Annotated in this window: 25 protein-coding genes and 2 tRNA genes; 12 read left to right on the top strand and 15 right to left on the bottom strand. The window is 29.4% G+C overall.

What is annotated here, in order from left to right; genetic code table 11:
• Positions 1-2: 2 nt before the first annotated feature.
• The 6 genes from tkt to CAMP5121_RS04435 are packed head-to-tail and all read left to right on the top strand — an operon-like array spanning position 3 to position 5,714.
• A complete protein-coding gene (gene tkt / locus CAMP5121_RS04460) occupies positions 3-1,907 on the top strand; it encodes a transketolase (RefSeq protein WP_337214909.1) in 1,905 nt (634 codons plus the stop codon).
• Between the two features lies 1 nt (position 1,908).
• Entirely contained in the window at positions 1,909-3,009 is a 1,101-nt protein-coding gene (locus tag CAMP5121_RS04455; RefSeq protein WP_442863285.1) for an MlaE family lipid ABC transporter permease subunit, read from the top strand.
• Positions 3,006-3,728 (top strand): ABC transporter ATP-binding protein, encoded by a 723-nt coding sequence (locus tag CAMP5121_RS04450; protein ID WP_263679224.1) that lies wholly within the window; start codon positions 3,006-3,008, stop codon positions 3,726-3,728. Before CAMP5121_RS04455 ends, CAMP5121_RS04450 begins: the two co-directional genes overlap by 4 nt.
• Positions 3,728-4,555 carry an MlaD family protein gene (locus tag CAMP5121_RS04445; RefSeq protein ID WP_337214907.1) on the top strand — a complete coding sequence of 276 codons (828 nt, stop codon included), beginning with the start codon at positions 3,728-3,730 and terminating at the stop codon, positions 4,553-4,555. The genes CAMP5121_RS04450 and CAMP5121_RS04445 overlap by 1 nt, the downstream gene beginning before the upstream one ends.
• A gap of 1 nt (position 4,556) precedes the next feature.
• A complete protein-coding gene (locus CAMP5121_RS04440) occupies positions 4,557-5,150 on the top strand; it encodes an ABC-type transport auxiliary lipoprotein family protein (RefSeq protein ID WP_337214906.1) in 594 nt (197 codons plus the stop codon).
• A gap of 42 nt (positions 5,151-5,192) precedes the next feature.
• Positions 5,193-5,714, top strand: coding sequence for a flagellar FLiS export co-chaperone (locus CAMP5121_RS04435; protein ID WP_337214905.1), 522 nt, complete (start codon positions 5,193-5,195; stop codon positions 5,712-5,714).
• A 31-nt stretch (positions 5,715-5,745) separates the two neighbouring features.
• Here the strand turns inward: CAMP5121_RS04435 and CAMP5121_RS04430 are convergent, their stop codons facing one another.
• Complete coding sequence (locus tag CAMP5121_RS04430; RefSeq protein ID WP_263725033.1) at positions 5,746-6,285, bottom strand: superoxide dismutase family protein; 540 nt, start codon at positions 6,283-6,285, stop codon at positions 5,746-5,748.
• Positions 6,286-6,399: 114 nt separating this feature from the next.
• Between CAMP5121_RS04430 and CAMP5121_RS04425 the strand changes: the two genes are divergently transcribed.
• Positions 6,400-7,278: a helix-turn-helix domain-containing protein gene (locus tag CAMP5121_RS04425; protein ID WP_337205902.1), complete on the top strand. Its 879-nt coding sequence runs from the start codon at positions 6,400-6,402 to the stop codon at positions 7,276-7,278.
• Between the two features lie 65 nt (positions 7,279-7,343).
• Positions 7,344-8,180, top strand: coding sequence for an ATP-binding protein (locus tag CAMP5121_RS04420; RefSeq protein ID WP_337214904.1), 837 nt, complete (start codon positions 7,344-7,346; stop codon positions 8,178-8,180).
• A 20-nt stretch (positions 8,181-8,200) separates the two neighbouring features.
• Here the strand turns inward: CAMP5121_RS04420 and CAMP5121_RS04415 are convergent, their stop codons facing one another.
• From CAMP5121_RS04415 to CAMP5121_RS04390, 6 genes are all read right to left on the bottom strand, one after another.
• The gene (locus CAMP5121_RS04415) at positions 8,201-8,458 is read right to left on the bottom strand and encodes a TFIIB-type zinc ribbon-containing protein (RefSeq protein ID WP_263727967.1); all 258 of its coding nucleotides are present in this window, start codon (positions 8,456-8,458) and stop codon (positions 8,201-8,203) included.
• A 48-nt stretch (positions 8,459-8,506) separates the two neighbouring features.
• The gene (ung, locus tag CAMP5121_RS04410; RefSeq protein ID WP_337214903.1) at positions 8,507-9,196 is read right to left on the bottom strand and encodes a uracil-DNA glycosylase; all 690 of its coding nucleotides are present in this window, start codon (positions 9,194-9,196) and stop codon (positions 8,507-8,509) included.
• An 8-nt stretch (positions 9,197-9,204) separates the two neighbouring features.
• Positions 9,205-10,512, bottom strand: a complete 1,308-nt coding sequence (locus tag CAMP5121_RS04405; RefSeq protein WP_337214902.1) for a sensor histidine kinase — start codon at positions 10,510-10,512, stop codon at positions 9,205-9,207.
• A complete protein-coding gene (locus CAMP5121_RS04400; protein ID WP_337214901.1) occupies positions 10,502-11,188 on the bottom strand; it encodes a response regulator transcription factor in 687 nt (228 codons plus the stop codon). The genes CAMP5121_RS04405 and CAMP5121_RS04400 overlap by 11 nt, the downstream gene beginning before the upstream one ends.
• Before the next feature lies 1 nt (position 11,189).
• Positions 11,190-11,606, bottom strand: coding sequence for a DUF1104 domain-containing protein (locus CAMP5121_RS04395; RefSeq protein ID WP_337214900.1), 417 nt, complete (start codon positions 11,604-11,606; stop codon positions 11,190-11,192).
• 62 nt (positions 11,607-11,668) lie between these two features.
• On the bottom strand, positions 11,669-12,421 hold the full coding sequence (locus CAMP5121_RS04390) for an SIMPL domain-containing protein (RefSeq protein WP_337214899.1): 753 nt from the start codon (positions 12,419-12,421) through the stop codon (positions 11,669-11,671).
• Between the two features lie 75 nt (positions 12,422-12,496).
• On the opposite strand from CAMP5121_RS04390, the gene mutY reads away from it, so the two are divergent.
• Complete coding sequence (gene mutY / locus CAMP5121_RS04385; protein WP_337214955.1) at positions 12,497-13,540, top strand: A/G-specific adenine glycosylase; 1,044 nt, start codon at positions 12,497-12,499, stop codon at positions 13,538-13,540.
• Entirely contained in the window at positions 13,530-14,387 is an 858-nt protein-coding gene (locus CAMP5121_RS04380) for a radical SAM/SPASM domain-containing protein (protein WP_337214898.1), read from the top strand. Before mutY ends, CAMP5121_RS04380 begins: the two co-directional genes overlap by 11 nt.
• Here the strand turns inward: CAMP5121_RS04380 and CAMP5121_RS04375 are convergent.
• Complete coding sequence (locus CAMP5121_RS04375; protein ID WP_337214897.1) at positions 14,371-15,240, bottom strand: hypothetical protein; 870 nt, start codon at positions 15,238-15,240, stop codon at positions 14,371-14,373. The genes CAMP5121_RS04380 and CAMP5121_RS04375 overlap by 17 nt on opposite strands.
• Positions 15,241-15,411: 171 nt before the next feature.
• Between CAMP5121_RS04375 and CAMP5121_RS04370 the strand changes: the two genes are divergently transcribed.
• A tRNA-Ser gene (locus CAMP5121_RS04370) sits at positions 15,412-15,499 on the top strand.
• Here the strand turns inward: CAMP5121_RS04370 and CAMP5121_RS04365 are convergent.
• Complete coding sequence (locus tag CAMP5121_RS04365; protein ID WP_337214896.1) at positions 15,500-16,150, bottom strand: putative metalloprotease CJM1_0395 family protein; 651 nt, start codon at positions 16,148-16,150, stop codon at positions 15,500-15,502. It abuts the tRNA gene before it with no gap.
• Positions 16,151-16,266: 116 nt separating this feature from the next.
• Here CAMP5121_RS04365 and CAMP5121_RS04360 point away from each other — a divergent pair.
• Positions 16,267-16,343 (top strand) — tRNA-Met (locus CAMP5121_RS04360).
• 1 nt (position 16,344) lies between these two features.
• On the opposite strand, the gene CAMP5121_RS04355 is transcribed toward CAMP5121_RS04360, so the two are convergent.
• The 6 genes from CAMP5121_RS04355 to CAMP5121_RS04330 form a co-directional block, all read right to left on the bottom strand.
• The gene (locus tag CAMP5121_RS04355) at positions 16,345-16,623 is read right to left on the bottom strand and encodes a hypothetical protein (RefSeq protein WP_337214895.1); all 279 of its coding nucleotides are present in this window, start codon (positions 16,621-16,623) and stop codon (positions 16,345-16,347) included.
• A 3-nt stretch (positions 16,624-16,626) separates the two neighbouring features.
• On the bottom strand, positions 16,627-20,472 hold the full coding sequence (locus CAMP5121_RS04350) for an inverse autotransporter beta domain-containing protein (RefSeq protein ID WP_337214894.1): 3,846 nt from the start codon (positions 20,470-20,472) through the stop codon (positions 16,627-16,629).
• A gap of 630 nt (positions 20,473-21,102) precedes the next feature.
• On the bottom strand, positions 21,103-21,744 hold the full coding sequence (locus tag CAMP5121_RS04345) for a potassium channel family protein (RefSeq protein WP_263664328.1): 642 nt from the start codon (positions 21,742-21,744) through the stop codon (positions 21,103-21,105).
• On the bottom strand, positions 21,741-23,084 hold the full coding sequence (locus CAMP5121_RS04340) for a TrkH family potassium uptake protein (RefSeq protein WP_337214893.1): 1,344 nt from the start codon (positions 23,082-23,084) through the stop codon (positions 21,741-21,743). The genes CAMP5121_RS04345 and CAMP5121_RS04340 overlap by 4 nt, the downstream gene beginning before the upstream one ends.
• A gap of 92 nt (positions 23,085-23,176) precedes the next feature.
• A complete protein-coding gene (locus CAMP5121_RS04335; RefSeq protein ID WP_263679748.1) occupies positions 23,177-24,511 on the bottom strand; it encodes an anaerobic C4-dicarboxylate transporter in 1,335 nt (444 codons plus the stop codon).
• Between the two features lie 18 nt (positions 24,512-24,529).
• Positions 24,530-25,942: an aspartate ammonia-lyase gene (locus tag CAMP5121_RS04330; protein ID WP_337214892.1), complete on the bottom strand. Its 1,413-nt coding sequence runs from the start codon at positions 25,940-25,942 to the stop codon at positions 24,530-24,532.
• Between the last annotated feature and the right edge of the window lie 293 nt (positions 25,943-26,235).

Here is a 26,235-nt window from a genome sequence, read left to right as displayed (position 1 = left end):
CAATGTTACAAAAACAAGCCAATACTATAAGATTTTTATGTGCGGATATGATACAAAAGGCAAATTCAGGCCATCCAGGTGCACCTATGGGTTTAGCAGATATTATGAGTGTTTTAAGTACTCATTTAGTACATAATCCAAAAGATCCTACATGGTTAAACCGCGATAGATTAGTCTTTTCAGGCGGTCATGCAAGCGCTTTGCTTTATAGCTTTTTACATTTGAGTGGTTATGATGTAAGTTTAGAGGATTTAAAAAATTTCCGTCAATTACACTCTAAAACCCCAGGTCATCCTGAAATTTTCACTCCAGGCGTTGAAATTGCTACAGGACCTTTAGGACAAGGCATTGCAAATGCGGTTGGTTTTGCTATGGCAGCTAAAAAAGCAAGTTTGCTTTTGGGCGAGGATATTATCAATCACAAAGTATATTGTTTATGTGGTGATGGAGATTTGCAAGAAGGAATTTCTTATGAAGCTTGTTCTTTAGCAGGACTTCACAAACTTGATAATTTAATCATCATTTATGATAGTAATAATATTTCAATCGAAGGTGATGTGGCTATTGCCTTTAATGAAAATGTAAAAGAGCGTTTTAGAGCGCAAAATTTTGAAGTGCTTGAGATAGATGGGCATGATTTTGAGCAAATTGATTTGGCATTAAAAACAGCTAAAGAAAGTAAAAAGCCTTGTTTAATCATCGCTCATACTACCATAGCTAAGGGGGCTTTGGAACTTGAAGGAAGCCATCATTCTCACGGAGCGCCTTTGGGTGAAGAGCTTATTAAAAAGGCAAAAGAGGCTTTAGGTTTTGATCCACAAAAAACTTTTGAAATTCCAGAAGAAGTTAAAATTCGCTTTAATGCCGCAATAGAACTTGGAGATTTAGCACAAGCTAAATGGAATCAAAAAGTGCAAAATTTAAATACAGAAAAACAAGCTTTATTAAAAGAGCTTTTAGAACCTGATTTTTCAAAAATACAATTTCCTGATTTTAAAGGAAAAGATCTAGCTACTAGAGATAGCAATGGTATGATTTTAAATGCTATCGCTAAAGCTTTACCAGGGTTTTTAGGTGGTAGTGCAGATTTAGGTCCATCAAATAAAACTGAACTCAAAGATATGGGTGATTTTCCAAATGGAAAAAATATCCACTATGGTATAAGAGAGCATGCAATGGCTGCTATATCAAATGCTTTTGCTAGATATGGTTTGTTTTTGCCTTATTGTGCTACCTTTTTTATATTTAGTGAGTATTTAAAACCTGCTGCAAGAATAGCAGCTTTGATGAGAGCTAAATATTTTTTCATCTTTACTCATGATAGTATAGGGGTTGGAGAAGATGGCCCAACACACCAACCTATAGAGCAACTTAGCACTTTTAGAGCTATGCCAAACTCATTAACATTTAGAGTAGCTGATGGGATTGAAAATGTCAAAGCATGGCAGATTGCACTTAAAACTAATATGCCAAGTGTTTTTGTTTTATCGCGTCAAAAATTAAGCGCTTTAAGTGAGCCTATTTTTGGAGATGTGGAAAATGGGGCTTATTTATTAGAAGAAAACGCAAATGCACAATTTACACTTTTAGCAAGTGGTAGTGAAGTATCATTATGTATAAAAACAGCTAAGCTTTTAAAAGAAAAAGGTGTGATTGCTAATGTAGTTTCTATGCCTTGTTATGAGTTATTCATCGCTCAAGAAAAATCTTATAAAGAAAGAATTTTACAAGGTAAGGTTATAGGCGTGGAAGCTGCAAATTCAAACGAGCTTTATAGAATTTGTGATGAGCTTTATGGTATAGAAAGTTTTGGTGAGAGCGGTAAAGATAAAGATGTATTTGAGCATTTTGGATTTAGCGAGGAAAAATTAAGCTCATATATTTTAAGTCTATGTAATGAAAAATAAAATAATCAAAGATGTTAAAAATCAAGAATGCATTTTTAGCGTCTTTGGTATATGGGATAAAACAAGTGTAGGAAAATTGGAAAAATTAGATTCTCCTACTCAAAAAAATATTATTTTTGATTTTGCAAATTTAGATTTTATAGATACTGCTGGGATTAGGTATTTTCTAGCTTTAGAAAATGAACTTAAGCAAAAAGGTTTTGAGTTTAGTAGGATAAATCTTAAAAGCGAACACGCTAAGCTTTTTGAACTTTGTCAAAAACACTATAAAAGTTTTCATAATACTCATGAAAATAAAAAAACACTTAAAGACTTTTTTGAAAATTTAGGAAAAAAGGTTGTTGAATCTTTTACACTCTTGGTGCAGTTTTTAAATTTCATAGGACTTATTATTTATACTTGTTTTAAAACACTTTTAAATCCTAAAAAACTTCGCTTTAAGGCATTTTTATATCATGTAGAAAATAGTGCTATTAATGCTTTGCCTATTATTATGCTAACCTCATTACTTGTGGGTGTAGTGCTTGCTTATCAAGCTGCGTATCAGCTTGCACAATTTGGAGCTAATATTTACATTGTCGATTTAATGGGAATTTCTGCTACCAGAGAACTTGCACCATTAATTAGTGCTATTGTTATAGCTGGTAGGAGTGCAAGTTCTTATACAGCTCAAATTGGAGTAATGAAGCTCACTGATGAAATTGATGCGATGAAAACTATGGGTTTTAAAGAAAGTGAGTTTATCATTTTACCTAGAGTTTTAGCTTTAGCGCTTGCCATGCCTTTAGTGGTAATAGTGGCGGATATTTTAAGCATTATAGGTGGAATTGTGGTTGCTTGGTTTAGTTTAGAAATTAGCATGAGTGAGTTTATGAGTCGTTTTAAAGAAGCAGTGGAACTAAAACATATCATTATAGGGCTTATAAAGGCACCTATTTTTGGGTTTTTGATTGCTTCTATTGCTTGTTTTAGAGGATTTTTTGTGCAAAAAACTACCGAAAGTATAGGTGTTTACACGACAAAAAGCGTGGTAAATGCTATTTTTTGGGTGATAGCTTTTGATGCGATTTTTTCTGTATTTTTAACAAAGGCTGGACTTTGATTATAAAGGCTAAAAATATCAGCACTTATTTTGGAAGTAAATGTGTGCATGAGGATATTAGTTTTGAAGTACAAGATAATGAAATTTTTGGCATTTTAGGTGGCAGTGGTAGTGGTAAATCTGTACTTTTAAGACAAATGTTAATGCTTGAGCATTTTGACAAGGGTGAGTATGAAATTTTAGGCAAGAGATTAAAAAATATAAGCGATGAAGATGCTTTATTTTTACAAAAACAATGGGGTGTTGTTTTTCAATATGGAGCATTATTTAGCTTTTTTAATATACTTGAAAACATTAGTATACCTTTAGTTGAATATACAAAACTTAGCAAAAACGATATCAAAGAAATAGCCATGATGAAGCTTAAAATGGTGGGGCTTGATGAGAGTGTGGCTAAGCTTTATCCGAGTGAATTAAGTGGTGGTATGAAAAAAAGAGTGGCTATAGCTAGAGCTTTGGCGCTTGATTCTAAATTGCTTTTTTTAGATGAGCCAACTTCAGGGCTTGATCCTTATAGTTCGAGAGAATTTGATGAGTTGCTTTTGAGTTTAAAACAAAGCTTTAAATTATGTGTGGTTTTAATTACTCACGATAAAGAAAGTATGAAAAATGTATTAAATCGCTTTTTGATTATAGAGAATAAAAAAGTTGGTTTTTTGGGAAATGTTGAGACTTTACAAGAGCAAAATCCAAGACTTTATGAGAGGTTTATGCAATAATGGAAAATAAAGCAAATTATATTTTGATTGGAATTTTTGTTAGTATATTATTTTTTATTAGCTTGTTTTTTATAGTGTGGTATGGGAATTTAAAAGATGAAAAATCTTTTAAATATTATGAAATTTATATGGAAGAATCAGTTGCAGGGCTTAGTGTCAAAGCTCCGGTTAAATTTTTAGGAGTGGATGTTGGAAGTGTTGAAAATATCAGCATAGATAGTTCAAGTAATCAACTAAGAGTGAAAATCTTAGTCAAGCTTGATTCTGATTTAGCGGTTAAAACAGACACTTATGCAAGCTTACAAATTCAAGGTATAACAGGATTTAAGTTTATTCAGCTTGCAGGGGGTAGCGAGGAAGCTAGTGTTTTAAAAGCAGATGGTGATGTATATCCTATTATAAAATCAAAAGAAAGTTTTTTTGCAAGCATTGATAAACAAACTTCAAATTTATTAGAATTAATTACCAGTTCAAAAGTAAAATTAGAAAGTCTTTTAAGTGATAAAAATTTAAAAAACATAGAGCGTATTTTACAAAATACATCCGAGTTTTCTGCGTATTTAAATACTAAAGCACCAGCATTTTTGGAAAATTTAAATAAAACAAGCTCTAAACTTGGTAAAAGTTCAGATGATTTTTCAAATTTTTTAAATAATGCTAATGGCCAACTTAATGAGCTTAATAAAAGCAGAATGCTTTTGAACGAAAATTTAGATATTTTAAGAGTTTTATTTTTAGATTTTACGCAATTATTAAAAAATTTAAAACAAAATCCTTCAGATGTGATTTATAAAGATAAAGCTATTCAATATGCCCCAGGAGAATAAAATGAAATTTTTATATATTAGTTTAGTAGCTATTTTTTTTAGTGCTTGTTCTTTGATTAGTCCAAGTCAAACTTTGCCTGCAAATAAATATTTTAGCATTAATTTAGAAAAGCTAGAGCAAAGTCAAAATAAAGTAAAAAATTCTACCATCATGGTTTCTTTACCTAAGGGCTTATCTTATACTAATGAAATTTTTTATAAAAAAAATCATGTTGTTAATGCTTATGCTTATCATTTTTGGAAAGAAAATCCTGCTTTGATGATTAAAACTTTTTTGGAATTTCATTTGCAAGATTTAGGAGTATTTAAAGCGGTTTTAAACCAAGATAGTCTAGCTAGTGCTGATTATGTTTTAGAAAGTAAAGTGGATATATTAGAGCAAGATTTTAGTGATGAGTTGTATTCTAAAATAAAATTAGGCATTAATTTAAATTTGGTGCAAATAAACACTAAAAAACTTATAGCAAGTAAGTATTTTTACTACGAAAAAGAATTAAATGATACTAATCCCCAAAATTTAATCCAAAACTACGATGAGGTTTTTTTACTTTTTGCTAAAGATTTTAGAGTTTGGGTAGATCAAAATTTGGAATAAAAAATGCTTTTCTTGTTGTAGCAATAACAAGGAAGGTGTATTATGAGAGATGAATTAGAAATCTTACAAAAGCATTTAGGACAAGTAGGTTCAAATATAGATGGTGCAAATTTAAAGCATCAAACACAAAAATTTAGCGAAGATATTACTGATGCAAATGATTTTGTTGGTGCTTTGCAAATTTTAGATTCTTCGTTGAAAAAAATTTCAAAACTTTTAGAAGATAAAAATTATGAAGATGTGCAAGATAAAGTATTAATCGCAAGTGAAAGTTTAAAAATAGTAGATAATTGCTCGTTTTTAGGAAATGCTTTATTTGATAATAATTATAATGTAAATGTAGGCTCAAAGGCTTTTGCTTTTGAAATTTACAACCCTTTAAAAATTTTAGAAACTAGTGATTATGAGGGTATGAAAGCTTATATAATAGATAAAAGAGAAGAAATAGCTTCTATGCTTAGTGAGCTTGCAGTGGCTATTGCTACTTATAGTCCTAGTCAAAGTTTTGGCGGATCAAACCATGATTTTATGAATGATTTAGATTTTACTAAGCTTTTTAAATAATACTAAAGGCAAAAAGCCTTTAGTATGTGTATTATTTAATAACTCCACAAGCCATTCTAGCGCCACCACCGCCAAGCGCTGCAGGATGATCACTATGATTATCTCCTCCAAAATGTATCATTAAAGAGTGATTTTTAAGCTCATCAAGAGTTTTGATTTTTGGTGCTAATACAGGATTAGTTGCTTTGCCATCTTTTTCTACATAAAGTGGTGGTAAATCACCTCTGTGGCCTTTATCATCCCATGGGCTTGAGTGTGCGTCAGTTTTTTCAGGATCCCAGTGACCACCAGCTTTCATACCTAAACCTTTATCAGTTGCTCCACAATCAGCGTTTGCATGAACATGGAAACCATGAATTCCACTTTCTAAGCCTTGAAGATTTGGGTAAAACGCTACCCCATAAGGAGTTTGTACTGCTACTACTTCACCTGCGTTTTTGTTGGCGTTTTTATCAAGAATTTCCATTTTGATAACTAAATGATCTTTTTGTGCTTTTGGATCAAAATTTTCCAAATTTGCCCCAATTAAAAAACTTGATGCTAGTAAAGATCCTAGAATTATTTTTCTCATTTTCTCTCCTTTTGTTAAAAATTATTTTATTGTAGCATATATTATTAATGAAAAATTATTTTTTGTTATTTTTTATAAAATACAATAATCAAAAAACTTATAAAAAAGGTTTTAATGTTAGTTTTTCCAAAAGATTTTGAAAAAGTGAGTCAAAAAGTTTTACATAATTCTTTATTTTCTTTGTGTCATTATCAAAAACAATCACCAAGTAATATAAACCAAGAAGTGGTGTTTAAAGACTATACTTTGGTTTTTATATTAGAAGGTTCTAAAAGTATTTATACTATTGATAATCATTTTAAAGCAAACAAAGATGAAATTATTTTTTTCACAAAAAATTCCTTTTCTATTAGAGATTATTTAAATAGTGAAAATACTTATAAGTCTGTTATTTTATGTTTTAAAGAGAGTATTTTGATAGAGCTTGTTTTTAAATATCAAGATTTAATTTCTAAATTAAACTCTTTAGAGTATTCTAAAAGTTTATTTAGTTTAAAATCAGATTTTGTAACTAAGAGTATTTTTCAATCATTTTTACCTTATATAAACAGTTCTAAAAATAACGAATATTTGCTTAAATTAAAATTTGAAGAATTATTTTTATCTTTACTGTATAGTGAAGACAATGCAGAATTTTTAGCCTTTTTAAAAGCAATTTTAAGTGGTTTTAAATTAGATCTTTATCAGATGTTTGCATATTGTCAAAATGATTTTGAAAATGTGGCTTCTATGGCTAAATTTAGTAAAATGGATATAGCAAGTTTTAGTCGTAATTTCAAGCAAAGTTTTGGGATAAGTCCCAAAGAATGGCTTGATAATAAGCGTTTTGAAAAAGCTAAATTTTTACTAGAATTTTCCACTAAAAATATTACTCAAATTTGTCATGAACTTGGATTTAATTCCCCTGCTTGGTTTATAGCAAGATATAAAAAAAGATATGGCATTACACCAAAACAAGAGCAAAAATCAAAAAACTTATATTTTTTGTCTTAAAAGTGATAGATTTTAATTTTAAATTATATTAAAATTTTTGAATAAAAATTAAGAAAGGTAACAATATGAAAAAAAGTATTTTAGCTTTAGCTTTATTTGCATTTTGTAGTGCAAATGCTTTAGAGGTGCAAGAATTTAAAGGTTTTGCACATCCTGAAAGTGTATATGTAGATGAAAGTGCGGTTTATGTGTCTAATGTAGGAAAAGAATTGGCTCCACTAAATAAAGATAATGATGGTTTTATTTCAAAGTTAGACAAAGATGGAAAAGTTGTAGAACTAGAATTTATCAAAAATCTTAATGCTCCAAAGGGTATGTCTAAAATAGCTGATGTTTTGTATGTTGTAGATATTGATATTTTATATGGTTTTGATGTAAAAAGTAAAAAAGAAATTTTCAAGCTCCCTATAAAAAATGCAGTATTTTTAAATGATATAGCAGTTTTAGATAATGATACATTGCTAGTGAGTGATACAGGCACAGGATATATCCATAAAGTATTTTTAAAAGATAAAAAATATGAAAATTTCATCCATTTAGATTCAAAATATGGTGGTCCAAATGGATTGTTGGTAGAAAAAAACACTTTATTTGTTGCAGGTTATGATCCAAGCGATAAAACAGGTGGAAAAATCATTAGTATTGATTTAAATACAAAAAAAATTAAAGAATTAAGTAACAAAATAGAACAATTTGACGGTATAGTGTTTGATAAAGATAAAAATCTTTTAGTATCAAGCTGGGGTAAAAATCTTCAAGGATATATTTATATTCTAAAAGACAACAAAGAGATAAAGCTAGATCTAAACCCTATAAAAGGGCCTGCAGATATGTTTTTTGATGGTGAGTATTTATGGGTACCAAAAATGGCAGAGAATGCCTTGATTAAAGTAAAATTATAAAAACTTTTAAGCCAAAAGGCTTAAAAGTCAAATAATTCTCCAAGCCAACTTTCTTTTTTCTTGTATTTATAACCATTGTTATGATGATAGTTTGCTTGTTGGTTGTAATTTGGTTGTTGAGATTGTTGCGGCGTACTTTGAGATGTACTTCTTTCTATGATTTTATCAAGTTCACCACGATCAAGCCAAACACCACGGCATTTTGGACAATAATCAATCTCAACTCCATTTCTTTCACTCATTAATAAAGCTGTATTTGCACAAACTGGGCAATTCATATTTATCCTTTATAAAAATTTTCCTAAAGTATATAGGTTTAAAGTAAATTATGAGTTTAAGTCCCAATCAATAGGACTTTTGCCAAGTTTTAATAAAATTTCATTACTTTTTGAAAAATGTTTGCAACCTAAAAAAGCATTCCTTGCTAAAGGTGAAGGATGTGCTGCTTCTAGGATAAAGTGTTTTTGAGGGTTGATTAAAACTTTTTTATTTTTAGCATAATTTCCCCAAAGCAAAAACACTAATCCCTCTTTTTCATCGCTAAGTTTTGATATAACTGCATCGGTAAATTTTTGCCAGCCAAAATGTGCGTGCGAAGCAGGTTTGTTTGCTTCTACGCTTAAGATAGAGTTTAAAAGTAAAATTCCTTGTTTAGCCCATTTGCTAAGATCTCCATGTCTTGCTATAGGAATGTTTAAATCATCTTGTAATTCTTTGTAGATATTAAGTAAAGATGGGGGAATTCTAACTCCTATTGGTACGCTAAAGCTTAAACCCATAGCTTGATTTGGGTTGTGATAAGGATCTTGTCCTAAAAGTATGATTTTTAAATCCTGTAAAGGAGCTAGGTTAAATGCATTAAAGATTAAATTTGCTGGCGGATATATAGTTTTTCCTTCGTTCAAGGCATTAACATAATGAGTTTTTATCTCTAAAAAATAAGGTTTTAAAAACTCATCTTTTAAAAATTCTTTCCAAGTTTGTTCTATTTTTATTTTTTCTAAACAAATATCCATTTTTATCCTTACCAAGAAAGTATAAACTCACTTCCCTCATTTTCTTTGCTTAAAACTTTAATGTTGATATTGTTTTTATCAGCTATTTGCTTGACTAAGTTTAAACCTATGCCAAAGCCACCTTGATCTTGATTAAAGCGTTTATAGCGTGTAAAAATTTGAGTTATTTCCTTAGTACTCATACCTTGACCTTCATCTTTAATGGTAAGTGTTTTTTCTTTTAAGTAAATATAGATTTTTTTATGAGCATTGGTGTATTTTATGGCATTGCTTAAAAGATTATCGATTAAAATTTGCATTTCTTCTTTATTAGCATAAAAGTTTTGCTCTAAAAGATTTTTTTCAATGATGAGATTTTTTTGGGCGATTAAAGTTTCAAAGTATTCTAACCTTTGTTCCAAAAGCTCTTTTAAATTGATATCTTCTTTTGTATTTTCTTTTTGCAAGAAAAAATTCAAGGCTATGAGATTTTGATAGATGTGGTTTAAATTTTTACTTGCTAGTTTGATATGATTTAGTTTTTTTATGTTATTTGGATTTAAATTTGTATCATCAAATTTTTTAATACTAGCTAAAATCACACTTAAAGGTGTGTTAATTTCGTGCGTGGTATCTTTGATAAAATCATTAAGTGCTTTAAATTGTTCTTTGATATTTTTAAAGACAAGTAAGATGAGTATATAAGCAACCATAGCAAGCAACAAAATACATATAAGAGTATAAAAAATAGTTTTTAATTTTAATTTCCAAAGTTCATCGGCAAAATCATTGATGTCTAGATTATTATAATTATCTTTGCGGTATTGCTCTTTTTTAAAACCAAGATCATCAGTTTCTATAATGATATGAATATTTTTATGTCTTAAGAAATGAGAATGGTGTTTTGGTTTTTTTAGATTACTTGTGTCTATATAGGTGTTGAGATTTCTAATCCTTGAAAAATCTATAAATAATCTTTTGTTTTCATTGTAAATAAAATCATTTTTTTTAAGTTGTGTTAATATTTTTAAAGCATCGAAAGTTAAATTGCTAAAAACAACTTGGTTGTTTACGATAATGGCAAATTGAGTGTTGAGTCTTTTGGATATATAGGAAAAATCTTCTTGATTTAAATATGTTCTATCGTGTCTTGCTTCGATGATATTTTGCAAAATATAATTATAGTGAGTGTATGAATGTGTTATTTGATTTAATCGTATGTAGTTTGCTTCTTTTTGATAAAAAGTGATAAAAAAAATTGTTAGAAATACACCACTTGTGATGATATAAAGGGCTAGAATTTTAAAAATAGTATTATTAAAATTTTCACTTTTCATTTTCTAGCCTTATGGCATAGCCTATGTTTCTTTGATTGATAATAATGTCTTTGCCAAGAATTTTTCTTAAATTTTTTACATAAACTCTAAGGCTCATAATTGCTGGCTCTTCATCCAAACTCCAAATTTCATCAAAAATGGTTTCTATACTTACAAAGTGTGGGCGTTTTTTTAAAAGCAAGGCTAAGAGCTCTTTTTCTTTGTTGGTAAGATTGATGATTGTTTTATCTTGATAAAGAGTTTTATTAAGCGGATCAAAAGAAATATTTTTTGAAGAGCTAAGCAAAATTAGATCTTCTTTTTGGTGGCTAAAATTTCTTTTAATGATATTTTTGACACGGATAATTAATTCATCTATGTCAAAAGGTTTTTTAACATAATCATCACAACCTGATAAAAATCCTTGTTTTACATCATCAAGCATAGATAAAGAAGTTAAAAATATAGCAGGAGTATTTTTACCACTTTCTCTTAATTCTTTTAAAACTTCAAAGCCGTTGCCTTTTGGGACTTTAACATCAAAAATCCAAATATCAAAATTTTCTTCATAAGCTTTTTCTAGTGCCTCTTGTGCATCATATACACAAGAGACTTTAAAGCCTTCATCGCTTAAGGCTTCATCTATAATTTCATTTAAACTTAAATCATCTTCTAAGAGCAGGATTTTTGCTGCCATTTTATCTCATTGGACAATTTGCATGGTGCGCTCTTAAACCATGATGATTTTTATGGGAATGGGTGTTATTGTAATGGTGCAAATTTAACTCTCTTATTTCTTTGCCGCTCATTTCATCGGTTAGTTTTTGCATATCTTCTTGAACGATAACTCTTCTTTGGTTTCTTTCTTGAGTAGAAAGTTTAGAGATGTTTTCGTGTAAATTAGCTCTAAATTGTTGATGAAAATCTTTTGCATCTTTGTATTTCATTTCATTCATTCTTTTTTTCATCTCAATAACTAAATCAGCTTGATTTTGCGCTTTTACGCTTTTTGCAAGATTTAAAATCTCATCATTACTTTTTTTAGAAAAATCATCTCCTAGGGCAAATGAAGCAGCCAAAGAACCCACGATAAATAAACTTACAATTTTTTTCATTGTTTCTCCTTTAAATTAATGATGAGAAATTATAAAAGTTCAAAATAAAGCCAAAATGAAATTTATTGACAAACAAAAAGTACATTAGCTTTTAAGTTTTGTTTTTCACTTTTAATAATAGGCAATACAACATTATCTGCACTAGCTGCTAAATTTGGGGAGTTGTATTTAATATTGCAACTATCAAAATGAATATTTTTTATCATGCAAGTTTTTGTTAGAGTTTTAGAATAATATTGAGCCTTTTCAAAAGCTTTTTTAAATGCAAGATCATATAAATCTTCTTTGTTTGCTTCTAAAATAGCCTCATCAAAGCCAGCTTGTAAGGCTTTGGTGTTAAAAGAAATTAAAGCATTGGTAGCGCTAATATTTTCTATATCTTTTATAAGATTTTCATAGTCTTTATTTTTGTTTTGCGGGATTTGACAAGTAAAATTAGAGTGTAATCTATATCCATTTAATGTTTTTACTCCTTGATAGTAATTATAACTTGGTTCTAAAGTATAACTTCCACCTTTGCAATAATTTTCTTTAGCAATACGATCTGAGATTTCTTTAAATGTTTTAGCAATATGATTTTTTTCTTCACTAGAAACAATAGTTTTTTTACTAAGTTCTTCGCTGGCACTAAAATTTAAAGTAGCATTAAAGATATTTGGCATGATTTCATTGGATACTTCTATGCTTCTTGAAAATTCTATATTTTGTTTATCGTGATTTTTTAAGCCTAAAAATTCAGTGTTAAAAACCACTCCTAGCACAAATAATACTAAACAAAGTAGTCCTAAGCCTAAGCCTTTTAAAAAACTTTTCATTGTTGCTCCTTTTTGAAAATATTTTTTTAATTTTAACATAAAGCCTTTAAGAATAGATTGTATAATTTTTAAAAAATAAAGAAAGTCTTAATGCAAAAAATTCATAAAAGTATTTTAAAATGGTATGAACAAAATGGCAGAAAAAGCCTTCCTTGGCGTATTTTACACGAAGAGTATAGAAAATATGGTAGCGAGGATGATTTAAAAAAACTAAAAAATATTGATATTGCTTATGCTGTTTATGTTAGTGAGATTATGCTTCAGCAAACTCAGGTAAAAAGTGTTTTGCAAAATTATTATTTTCAGTTTTTAGTTAAATTTCCTTCTTTAAAAGCACTTTCTATGGCAAGTGAAGATGAGGTTTTAAAAGCTTGGCAAGGACTTGGGTATTATACTAGAGCTAGAAATATGCACAAATGCGCAAAAATTTGCATGCAAGAATTTGATGCAAAATTACCATTTAATACTAAAGAGCTTCAAAAACTTCCTGGTATTGGAGAATATACAGCTGGCGCTATAGCTTGCTTTGGTTTTTTGCAAGCTAAGTCTTTTGTGGACGCAAATATTAAAAGAGTTTTGAGTAGATTTTATAGTTTGCAAAATCCAAATTCTAAACTTTTAACACAAAAGGCAAAAGAATTTTTAAACTATGACAATGCATTTGATCATAACCAAGCTTTGTTAGATATAGGGGCTTTGGTTTGCTTGCCTAAAAATGTAAAATGTGAAATTTGTCCTTTAAGGTGTTTTTGCGCTGGAAAAAATGAATATGAAAAATTTAACTCATCTAAAAAAATTCAATATGAAAACATTGTTTTAAAAATACTTATAGTGCAAAAAAACGAGCAATTCTTGCTTGTTAAAAGTGAGGAAAAATTATATTTTAATATGTATAATTTTTTAGAATATAAAAATCAAAAAAAAGCAAAATTTATAGGAGAATTTAAACATTCTTATACTAAATATAAAATTAATGCTAAGGTGTATTTTTTAAAAGATAATGATTTTGAAGATTTAAAAGCAAAAGCGTTTTCTTATAAAGACTTAGAGCATCTTGCTCTTTCAAAACTTGCTCTAAAAACACTTGAGCTTTTTAAAAAGAGTGATTATGTATTTTGAGAAAATTTATATAGAATTAAGTGATATTTGTGGATTAAAATGTGATTTTTGTCCTAGTCAAAAAGCCCAAAGAAAACAAATGAGCCTTGAAAATTTTGAAAAAGTTTGCAAAAGCGTGCACAATCATGCCAAGCTTTTTACTTTTCACGTGCTTGGAGATCCTTTAAGGATTTTAAATTTAACAGAGTATCTAAAAATAGCTTTAAAATTTAATATGCAAATAGAGCTTACTACAAGTGGGTTTTATTTTGATGGTGAGAAGATAAAACTCATTTTAGACTCTAAAAACGTACGACAAATCAATATTTCCTTAGGTGCTTTTTTATCTCAAAGTAAAATGAGTTTAAAAGAATATTTTGAACCTATTTTGAAACTTATTTTTTTACACTTGGAAAATAAAAATAATTCTTTTATCAACTTAAGACTTTGGAATTTAGATAAAAATTTCAACCCGCCTTTAGAAAATGAGAAAATTTATGCTTTTTTAGAGCAAATTTTTAAAATAAAAATTCAAAAGCAAAAAGCTAAAAATCGCTTAGAAAGGCATATTATCTTACACCAAGCTAGACTTTTTAAATGGCCTTCTTTGAAAGATGAGATTGTTAGAGAGAATGGATATTGTCATGCTTTAAATGGGCAAATTGCTATTTTAAGTGATGGGACTTTAGTGTCTTGTTGTTTGGATACTAAAGGGGATATAAAACTTGGAAATTGCTTTGAAGAAGATTTTAATGAGCTTTTAAATTCCTCTTTATATATAGAACTAAAAGAAGGTTTTAAACAAGGAATTTTAAAAGCTGAGCTTTGTAAAAGGTGTGAGTTTTTAGAGGCTAAAAACCTAAATTAACTTCATCTTCATCGTTGATTTGATGATTTGTATCCAAGTCTTGTTTTGTTTCTTCTTGATTGTCTTTAGAATGTTTAAAAATATCTTCAGTAATTTTTGTAGCAATACCTCTAAGAGCTTTTTGTCTGCTTGAACTACTTGTAGAGCTCATTTTAAACTCTAATGTATTAGAAGATTTGCTTTCATTTGTAGCAAATTCTATTAAGCGATAATCAATGATAATATCATAAGATTGAGTGTTGTTTTCATTTTGTATTTGTTTTATTTTTGGGTTTAAAATGAGTAAAAAATCAGCTTCTAAAGTCTTATAAAGCTTTACAAGTTCTTCATCGCTTGAATTTTTAGAAAGTAAAAATTTTTCCTGATTATAAAGATCAAGATTTGTTTTGTCTAAGATTTTAAATTTTTTATTCTGAAGTAAAACACTTAAAAGCTCTTGTTCAAATTTGGCTGAAAGTCCAGTTTTGATTCTATTAATGATGATTAGAGAGCTTTTATTTTCAAGACTTTTGTCGCTATAAAGTTTTTTATAGATTAAAACTTTTACGTGAAATTCATTTTGATTTGTTTGGGTTAGAGACTTTATATCATAACTATTAAAAACACCATTGCTGACAAAGTCAAGTTCTTCATCATAGCCTATATTAAAATTTCCATTAAAATTAAACTCAAATTTTTTCAATTTGACTTGTTTTAAACCTTCTGTTTTCCCCAAAGCGTCATTAATAGCGTTTTTAATCGCTTCGCTTCTTGTATTTCCAAAGCCTTCTCCAAGACTTTCTTTGTTTAAAACAGCATGTGCTTGATAAGTATAAACAAGACTTAAAAAAAGTATAAGTAGTTTTTTTATCATAACTATTCTCTTTTTGTTTTTAAATAATAAAATAAATATTTTATTTTTATTTTAACATTATAAAGTTTAATCATATCTTGACTGTAAATTTTATACTCAAGATTAAATACCCAGAAAGTCTATAAAATTTTTATTATAAATTTAAAAAAATAAGTTATAATTTTTAATTTTAGAGAGGTGTCCGAGCGGTCGAAGGAGCACGCCTGGAACGCGTGTGTGTGGCAACTCACCGAGGGTTCGAATCCCTTCCTCTCTGCCACTATGCGCTTTTGTTATACTGACTTCCTATGTAATCTTGTGATACATTTTGTGTGTATGATTTTATAGCTTTGGAATTTGAATTTGTTTTTTCCTCATTCTCATTTTCGCTTTTTTCATTTTGTGCTTTTAACTCTTCTGCCTTTATTTTAGCTTGTTCGGCGCGCGCGTCATTTTGCATTTGCATAGCATTGGCTGCTACTTTGTAATCTTGTGGACTAGGATCAGCTGGCGCCATAGCTGCAGCAATTACTTGCATGGCATTTGCTATAGTTTCTTCAGGAGTATTGCCTTTTTGCATTCTTATAGGCACTTCTCCTTCGACTGCATACATTTTATTATCAGGACCTCTTGTATAGCCAAAGCTCGCAGCACCAGCCAAAGCTCCACCAGCTGCTTGGTGAGCTGCTTCATGAGCTCTTACTTCTCTGTCGATTTTTTCAAGTTCTCGTACTTGTTTTACCTCTTCAGCATTTAAGTCTTTGCCGTTGACTTTTTGAGTTTTTTCTTCTTTTTCTTGATCGTTTTTATCTTCTTTTGTTTGCTGTGGATTTTCTTTTTCAGAAATGTTTTCTTTGATTTCTTCTTTGTCTTTGTTTTGATAAGGATTTTGTGTATAAAAAGCATTGCTATAACTTGAGCTTATTTGCATAAAAATCCTTTCTAATATAATTTCATATTTTTATCACAAAAAAGTTGAAAAATTTATAAAATAAATGTTTTATAAAATGTTAAGCAAAATAAAGTATAATTTTAACTTCTTTTTATGTCAGGGTAGCTCAGCTGGCTAGAGCGCTGGTCTCATAAGCCGGAGGTCGGGAGTTCAAGTCTCCCCCTTGACACCATCTAGCTTTCAAAAAACATTTTCCAATGATTTTTTAGTATTTTGATGATATTTTTGCAAATTTCTTTCTTTTTGCTTTCTTCTATTTGGAGTTTATCTAAAAAAGTTTCTTCAAGAGTACTGATAAGTCGTGTACATTCTTTTACATCAAATGTTTTTGATTCATTTAAAGATGACAATGCTTTTAACAATAAATCTTTATATTCCATAAGAGTTTTAATATCTACCTCTGAAAGCTGAGCCAACAGAGATAGAAATTGCATAAAATTGTAAAATGGCAAATTTTATATTCCTTGTACAGTAAATTCAAAATTTCGTTCTCCGCCAAAACAAGAGAAGTTGATTTTACCTTCATCATAGTGTCCCGCAGCGTCATTATTAACAAAGGTAATGAAATTAAATCCTATACCTCCACTTGATACACTGGACATATATTTTTTTAATTCATACGAAGTTATCCTGCAATCTGGAGGATTTTTTATGTCTTTATCTTTAAATTTTAAAGAAAATTGTGAAAAAAGAGACATAGGATTGTATCCTACTCTCCACTCTTTTCTATCTAAATCAACTTCTGGGAACAGTACTTTAACGTCATCAGATTTAAATTTTTTTAATTCACTTGTACTTTCTCTATATTCACATTCAAGTTCTATTCTAAAATATCTAAGATGTGGGTCATCAACATATAGATTTATGGTTGTTTCTCCATTGGTGTATAATCTGCTAAGATCTTTTTCACTTTTAACTCCATCTGGCAGTATAACTTTAATAAATCCTGGCTTTAAATGAGTTATTGTTACCGGAAAATGTTTTACATAATAAACTTCATATGGATATAATAAACCATAAGGAAACATAATTTTTGGCAAGAAAAATTTTTCCCATTTATAGGAAATTTTTTGATCCATTTTTTTTCCTAGTGTTGAAGCATTTATTGTTATTTCATTTTCAAATGGAGCCTTAGAAGTAATAGTTGCTCTAGCTTCACCCTGAGAATTGAATTTGCTATCTTTATTGATTATTATCCCATCTCCTTGGATGTTCCATGTGATTTCAGAATTTAAACGTCCACCAGTAATTTTTATTTCAGATTGTTCATCGAGTTTATTGTAAAACCATGTTCGGTTTGATTGTATTTGTAAATTGTATTGATAAAGTTTGATTTTATCTAAATTAAGTTCCTCTTTAACGCTACCCTGTTTGATATAACTAAACTTAATAGTAAGTTCTTTAACACTATAATCACTAATACCTTCAAACTCTAAAGTAGCTTCACCTTTATCATTTACATTAAAGCTTTCTTTTTTAGCTTTTACTCCTTTACTTCCACTGATATTATCAATGGTTGAATTTGGTAATAAACCACTTACTTTAATATTAAAATTATCTATATAATCTATAGTTTTTTCTTGAGCTTTAAAGCTTGGGTAAGTTACACTAGGTGTATATGTTTTTACATCATAAATAATAGTTTTACTTAGGTTTTGACCCAGGGTGTTAACATTAATTGTAGGATTAGCTTTAAATGGAGTCTTAGAAGTAATAACTGCTTTAACTTCACCACTAGCATTAAATACTGCTTCTTGATTACTTAAAGTAGCGTCTCCGCTTAAGTTCCATTCTATTTTCTCATTAGGTTTACCCCCTTTTAAAGTTACTTCTACATGATCAAGTTTTGAATCTTTTAAAGCTTTGATGTTTTCACTTTCATAAGCATGGATTTTATCTTTACTAAAACTAATACTTGGGGTGTATTGGTGGAGTTTGATCTCTCCACTTACTTCTTGAGTGCTAGCTGTGCTTTGATTATAAGTAGCAATGATTTGTAATCTTTTAATATTAAAATCTTTTACTCCTTCAAATACTACCTTACTTTCACCTTTATCATCAGCTGTACTTTCTTTGTCATTACTAATTCTTAAAGTTTTATTGCTTTGTATATCTTTAGCCTTCCATAAAACTTTTGTTTTTGGCATTAAACCTTTAAGTTTTACTTCAAAGTTACTTTTATAATCAATCATTCCCTTTTCAAAGTCTTGATGAGTCACAGGATCTTTTCCAGTAGGAAGCTCCATAGTAGCTGTATAATTTTTAACTTCTAAAACTTTACTTTTTTCTTTTACTAATTCATCACTCATATTCTTAGCAATGATTTTTACTTTTTCATTTCCACTAAGTCCTATGATTTCTACATTACTTTCACCATTTTCATCAGCTATTAAATTAAGCTCTTTGGTAGTTTTATCTTTATCTATAAATAAAGCATTATCTCCTTGTATACTCCATTTAACTTTTGTAGAATTAGCTTTTAAGTTTTTATAGCTTGCATGAGCTTTTTCTTTATTACCTATAGTAGTTTTATCTAAGATAATATCATTATCTCCATAAATTGCTATTTGAACAAAGGCTTTTAAAGTAACTCCTAATACATTAGCAATGATTGTTGCTTTTTCTTTATCTTTCATATTTGCATCAGGCTTATAGATAATGTTTGAATTTCCATCTTTATCTGTTTTATCTGAATTTGGAGTTTTTTCTAAGCTTCCTTTGCCAATTAATTTCCAATTTATATCTAAATCACTTGCCAAATCACTTCCTGCAAATGTGATTAGAGATTTTTCATATCTTTGTATATTAGAAGGTTTGGCAAATATCCTAAAGTCTTCTTTTGGAGCTATAATAGTAATAGGGAAACTTTCTTGAGCATTCCCTGCTTTAGCAATTAAATTGGTTTGATGGACTCCATAAGCATGGATTATTTTTACAAAAACCTTTCCACTATCATTAGTAATATAATGATTTCCATTTTTTAAGATTACACTTTTTTGTTCAGGAGTTACACTCATAGCAACATTTTTAACTGCTTGGTTAAAACCATTTTTTAGCATAATACAATGAGTATTATCTCCTAAATTTCCACAATAAGAAATATGATAAGCATTATTAATGGCTTTATATTCAAGTACCATAGAATAATCTCTATCTATAAAATGAGTTCTAGAGCCTTCAATAGTATTATTTATACCTGCAAATTTAGGATCAAAAGCATGTTTGAGGGCATCTTTATCTAAAGGTATATTAAAATTCATAGCTATATTTGTGCCTTGTTTATCACTTTCATTACTTCTTTTATGGCTTAATGAAAAAGTTAATGCTGGACAAGGTGAATAAGTAATACCTCCTTCATACACTAAAGGATTTTTTTCTAAATCTTCAAAGCAGCCTACATTACCAAATGGAGCAACCTTTTCTCCATACCATTTACTCATATTAGCAAAAACAGCTACATTGCTCATAGAAGGAAAAGCATATTTAACACCCATATCCCAACCATTAGCAGGACGTTCTAATATATAATCTTTATCAAAATCATAACTATTAATCCAATCACTTAGTCTTTGATAAATATTAGCATGAAAAGCTAATGTATCTAACATACTTTCAAAGCCCAAAGACATTCTTTTATGCTCTCTACTAAAATCATGATCATAAACTAAATTTAATCCTAGCATGATATTACCTGAATTATCTAATGCTAGTGCATTAGGATAATATCTTATACCACCACCAAAGTGACCTATGATTCTATTATTATCATATCCACCTATACCGCTTTGTAAAAAATAAGATATTTTTGGGTTATCTTCACTCATAATAGGTAAAAGAACTTTGGCATTACCACTTAAACCACCTCTGTCATTATAGTTTAGATTAAACTCACTACTAATGGAGTGATTAAGAGAGTGTAAATATTCTTGTATTAAAGTATTAGCTTGTAAGCTTAAATAATTGCTTGCTAAATCTCTTATAAGTTCATCTCTTTCTTTATCATCTTTGGCATTATATACATTACCTATGGTTTGAATAGTATTAATAACCTTATTAGATAATGCTTCATCTTCTTTACTAAGATTAGAATCTTTATTTGGTTTTTCTTCTAATAGCTTTTTGACTCTTGGGTCAATACTATTATTATACTCTTTAAGTATTTGCTTTTGATCATGGTTTACATAATTAAGCGCAAGAACCTGATTATTATCTATAATGATTTTATCTTGATTTTTTAAAATCATTATTTGAGAAAAAAGAAAAGTGTGAATGAGTAAAACAAGTAAAAATGTTTTTTTCATATCCCCCCCCCATAACCTACATTTAATTTTTATCTGTGATGAGAATATGATAACACAAAAAATACAAAAGTGATAAAAAAGTTATAAAAAGATTAAAAAATAGCCAAAAAACTATCAAATATAATAATTATTTATAAACTATAATCAAAATTACTTTTATTTTTTATTAAAAAAATACATATATATTTATTATTATTTACATAAAACAAAAAATTACTTTTATTTACTTTTTTAAGACAATGGACTAATAGACTTTTATAGCTTTTATATTTATACTTTATTATATTGTTTAATGTGTTTGTAGATATGAAAAAATAGTATTTATATAAGCATATAAATTGTATTTATTATATTTGGTATATAAAGTATAAATACTAAACTTATATATAGTAATAAACAAAGAGTATAAATATCTTATTATATTCTTTAAATAATTATAATATAGAGTTTTTATATAAATTTGATAATAGTTGTTATAATCTTAAAATAACTTATTAAAAAAATATATTTAATTATAGTTTATGTGTTTTTATAAATTAGGTAATAGGTAAAATAATATATGGAATGTTTAATGGAAGATGAAAGGTGGTTTAAGTGTAAATTTAAAGCTTAAAAATAAGCTTTAAATTATTAATATTCATATTGATTTAATTCTTCTTGAGTGCCAAGTAGCATTAGTATATCATTCAAATAAGCGGTAGTTTCTAAATTTGGCATAATACTCCAAGTATCATGCTGTTTGTGCGCAATGACTTTTAAGTTTTGACCAATAGATTGCAAAGTTTTTCCTGCTAAGTTTTCATCCACTAAAAGTTTTGCTACTTTGATAGTATTGGCTGAAAGATCTATAATCTCAAAATTTGGATTAGTGATAAGAATTTTAGCCAAACGCTTTGCTGATTCTTTTTCAGGATAGATGACTTTATTAACCCCAAGTTTTGAAAGAATTTGCCCATGTGTTGAAGAGTTTGCCTTGGCAATGATATTTTTTACTCCTATTTCTTTTAAAGCCATGAAAGTGAGTATGCTTGATTCTAAATTTTCACCTATGCTAAGTATGACAACATCAGCATTTGCATAACCTGCTTCTTTTAAGGCTATAGTATGAGTAGAATCTAAAATATAAGCAAAATCTGCATGATCTTGTAATTCCTTAACCGCTTCTTCATCAATATCAGAAACAATAACTCTTTTACCTTGATCAATAAGCTCTTTTGCTAAAACTGAACCAAACCTTCCAAGTCCTATAATACCATAAGTTTCTTTTTTCATAATATTATCTTTCCTTTTGGATAATTCAAATATTTTTCTTTTTCTTTAAAAAATATACTAAATAAAAATGCAAGCACACCCACTCTACCACTAAGCATTAACAATATAATAAGTAATTTACTTTCAGAGTTAAAAAGTGCACTAAGCGATAAAGTCCCACCATCTCCTACTGAAACTCCTACTGTAGCAAACGCTGAACTTGTTTCAAAAAGCAAGGGTAAAAAGCTTTTATCATCTTCAATTAAGGATAAAATTAATACACAAGTGATGATATATACAATAGAACTTACCGCTATAATAAAAGCTTTATTGATAGTTTCTGTGGGAATTTCAAAGTTGAAAATTCTTGCATTACTATCTTTGATACTCCAATAAGCATAGATTAGCAATACAGCAATTGTAGTTACCTTAATACCCCCAGCTGTTCCACCAGGTGCACCACCTACAATCATAAATAAAGATCCAAAAAATAAACTTGCATCTTTAAAGGCGCTAAGATCAAGAGTATTAAACCCTGCTGTTCGGTAATTTACCGCTGTAAAATATGCACTCATAATTTTATCAAAAAGTGAAAATTCTCCTATGCTTTTTGGATTATGGTATTCAAATAAAAAGACTACCAAGCTTGCAAAAACAATCAATATAACAGTAGAAATTAAAACAAGTTTTGTATGCAAACTTAAGCTTGCAAAACGTTTTTTAGAAAAAAAGTATAATTCTAATAATACAAAATACCCTAAACCTCCAATGATAATTAAAGATGTGATAACAAAATTAATCCAAAAATCATCTCTATAAGGCATTAAACCACTTTCAAATATACTAAATCCTGCATTATTAAAAGCAGAAATAGAGTGAAAAGCACTAGCCCATAGAGCTTCGCTTAAATTCATATCAAGCTTAAATCTTAAAAATAACAATAGAGCACCTAAAAGCTCAATAGCAAATGCAAAAAACAAAACCTTTTTTAAAAATCCTACAAGGCCATCAGCTTCAGGATAGATCAAGGATTCTCTTAAAAGATTTTTTTCTCCAAAACTCATCTTTTTGCGCACTAAAATATATAAAGCCATAGCTATACTCATATAACCTAAGCCACCTATTTGAATAAGCAATAAGATAACAAGTTGCCCATAAAAGCTAAAATCTAATGAAGTGTTTAATACAATAAGTCCTGTCATGCTTACAGCTGAGGCACTAGTAAAAAATGCATCTAGAAAAGATATGGGCTTAGTGTGCATAATAGGAAGCATTAAAATAAAGGTACCAAAAAGTGCAACTAGGATATAACCTATAAATAAAATTCTTATATTTTTTCTATCTAAGGATAATTTTGTCATTTTGATTCTTTAAAATTAAAAAAATATTCTACTTAAAATTGGTTAATAAGTAAAAAGAGAACTTTCCACTTTAAACGTGGAAAGTTGAAGTATTAAAGCATTCCTACTGCTAAGAAGCCTAGAGCAACAGCTATAGCTATAGCTAATACACCAGGGATAAAGAATGCGTGGTTAAATATGAATTTTCCAATTCTTGTTGTACCTGTATCATCCATTTGAACTGCACCTAATAAAGTAGGGTAAGTTGGTAGAACGAAAAGCGCTGAAACAGCAGCAAAACAAGCAACTAGCATATAAGAATCTGCAGGATTTGTAGCTGAAATTCCTAATGCAGCGATGATAACTGGAACAATAGCTTTTGCAGTAGCTGCTTGAGAGTATAAAAGCATACTAGCAAAGAAGAATGCAACTGCAAGCATAGCTGGAGTTTGTTTAACCCATTCACCTGCTACTTCTTTAATACCTGCTTCATGACCCGCAACGAAAGTATTTCCAAGCCAAGCAACACCAAATACACATACACAAGCTGTCATACCTGATTTAAATACACTTGTATCTAAAATTTTTGCAGGTTCAACTTTGCATAAGAATGTAATTAAAGTTGCAGCTGTTAATAAGAAACTCATAATTGCAGCATCTCTTGGGATAACTACTGGATCAATCCATTTGATATTATTAGAAATTGCTGTAGCATAAAGAACAACCGCTAATACTGTGAATAAGAAAATAGCAACTGAAAGTTTTGCGCCTGGTTTGTCTTCGCTTTGTAAAACATCAGAAGCGCTTTTTACAAGACCAGCTTTTAAGCGTTCTTGATATACAGGGTCTTTGCTAAGATCCATTGGAGTGATTAAACTTACAATGAAAGCTGTAATCATACAAGCAGCAAAAGTAGTTACAATCCAAATACCAATTAATGCAGGATAATTCCAACCGAGTGGTTCTAATACACCAGTCATATAAACAACAGCGGCACTAACAGGAGAAGCTGTAATACCAATTTGTGAAGCAACAACCATTAATGAAAGTGGAGCTGATGGTTTGATGTTTTGTGATTTTGCAACATCAATAACAACAGGCATTAATGAAAATACCGCATTACCAGTACCTGCTAAAATAGTAAGTAACCAACCGCAAGCTGGTGCAAGGTAATTGATAAATCTTGGATGTTTACGTAAAATTCTTTCGGTAACTTTTACCATATAATCCAAACCACCTGCTTGTTGCATAGCAGAAATCGCAGCAATTGCTGCAGCAATGATTAAGATAACATCCCAAGGAATATTACCTGGTTTCATACCTAAAACAAGACCTAAAATAACTACACCCAAACCTCCGGCATAGCCTATTGCTATGCCACCGAGGCGGATACCTATGAATATTGCCCCAAGAAAGACAACAAGTTGTAAAATAATCATAATATCCATGATTAAACTCCTAAGTTATTAAGCTTTTCTTTTCTCTGTCATATGAGGATTTAACATATTTTCTGGTGTTAAAATTCTTTCAATTTCTTCTTTTGGAAGATATCCTCTTTCAAGACAAATATCGCCAACTGCTTTACCAGTTTCTAAAGCCTCTTTAGCAATACTTGCAGATTTTTCATATCCTAAAACAGGATTAAATGCTGTAACAATACCGATTGAGTTAAGTACAGATTGTTTGCATGCTTCAGGATTTGCTGTTAAGCCTCTTACAGCTTTTTCAGCTAGAGATTTCATTGCATTTTCAAGTAATACTATAGAGTTAAATAATCCATAAGCAATACCTGGTTCAAATGCATTAAGTTCAAATTCTCCTCTTTCAGAGCAAAGCATAATAGTAACATCATTTCCTATAACTTCATAGCAAGCTTCACCTACTGCTTCACAAATTACTGGATTTACTTTACCTGGCATGATAGAGCTACCTGGTTGCATTTTTGGTAGATTAATTTCACCTAAACCACATCTTGGGCCTGAATTCATTAATCTTAAGTCGTTTGCAATTTTAGATAATCTCACTGCCGCAGTTTTTAACGCGCCACTTACATGTACAAAGTCAGCTGTATCTTGAGTAGCAGCGATAAAATCTTCAGCTGGTTTAAATTCAACACCAGTAATTTCTTTTAATTTTTTCTCAACCACAAATTTGTAATCAGGGTGGCAGTTAATTCCTGTACCAATAGCTGTTGCACCAAGATTTAAATAACTCATTGACTCACGAGCTGCTGTGATTTTTTCAATATCACTTTTAATATAGCTAGCAAAAGCGTTGAAAGTATTTCCTAAAGTAGTAGGAACCGCATCTTCAAGCTCTGTTCTACCCATTTTAATGATATCTTTGTATTCTTTAGCTTTAGCTTCTAATTCAGTTTTTAAAAGTTCCATAGCTTTTAAAAGATCAGTAAGTTTTGCATAGGTAGCTACTTTGATTGAACTTGGATAAGTATCATTTGTAGATTGACCTAAGTTTGTATGATCATTTGGATGAAGATATTGGTACTCACCTTTTTTGCGTCCCATACTTTCAAGAGCGATATTAGTGATAACTTCGTTGGTGTTCATGTTTGTACTAGTACCAGCACCACCTTGGATCATATCTACTACGAATTGATCTAAAAATTCACCAGCAATCAATCTATCGCAAGCTTTAGCAATAGCATCAGCTTTGTCAGCATCAAGAACCCCAACTTCTTTGTTAGCAAGAGCAGCTGCTTTTTTAACTTGAGCGAAAGCTTTTACAAAATAAGGATAATCTTGTAATCTTCTGCCACTCATATGGAAGTTTTCTAGTGCTCTAAAAGTTTGCACTCCATAATAAACCTCGTCAGAAATTTCCAACTCGCCAATAAAGTCGTGTTCTTTTCTTGTTCCCATGATGTACTCCTTGTGGGTTTTATTTAAGTTTTGTTTATAAACTTATTGAGTATTATATAACAATTTTTTATAAAAGTTTCATAAATTTTTCTGAATTTATCAAAAATCAATAAAAATATATAAAATAAATTAGAATATTGATATTCATTTTATAAATATAATGCTTTTTTGGTAGGTATTTGATGTTTGTAGTGTTTATTATTGCTTTTATTGTTTATTTTTTAAAAATTTATATTTACTTTTTGTATAATTTTAAAATTCCACAAAAGACAAAAAGATTATAAAATTGATAA

The sequence above is a fragment of the Campylobacter sp. 2352 PW genome (genome assembly GCF_024723575.1).
Taxonomy (GTDB): domain Bacteria; phylum Campylobacterota; class Campylobacteria; order Campylobacterales; family Campylobacteraceae; genus Campylobacter_D.
This window is presented reverse-complemented; position numbering and strand designations above follow the sequence as displayed.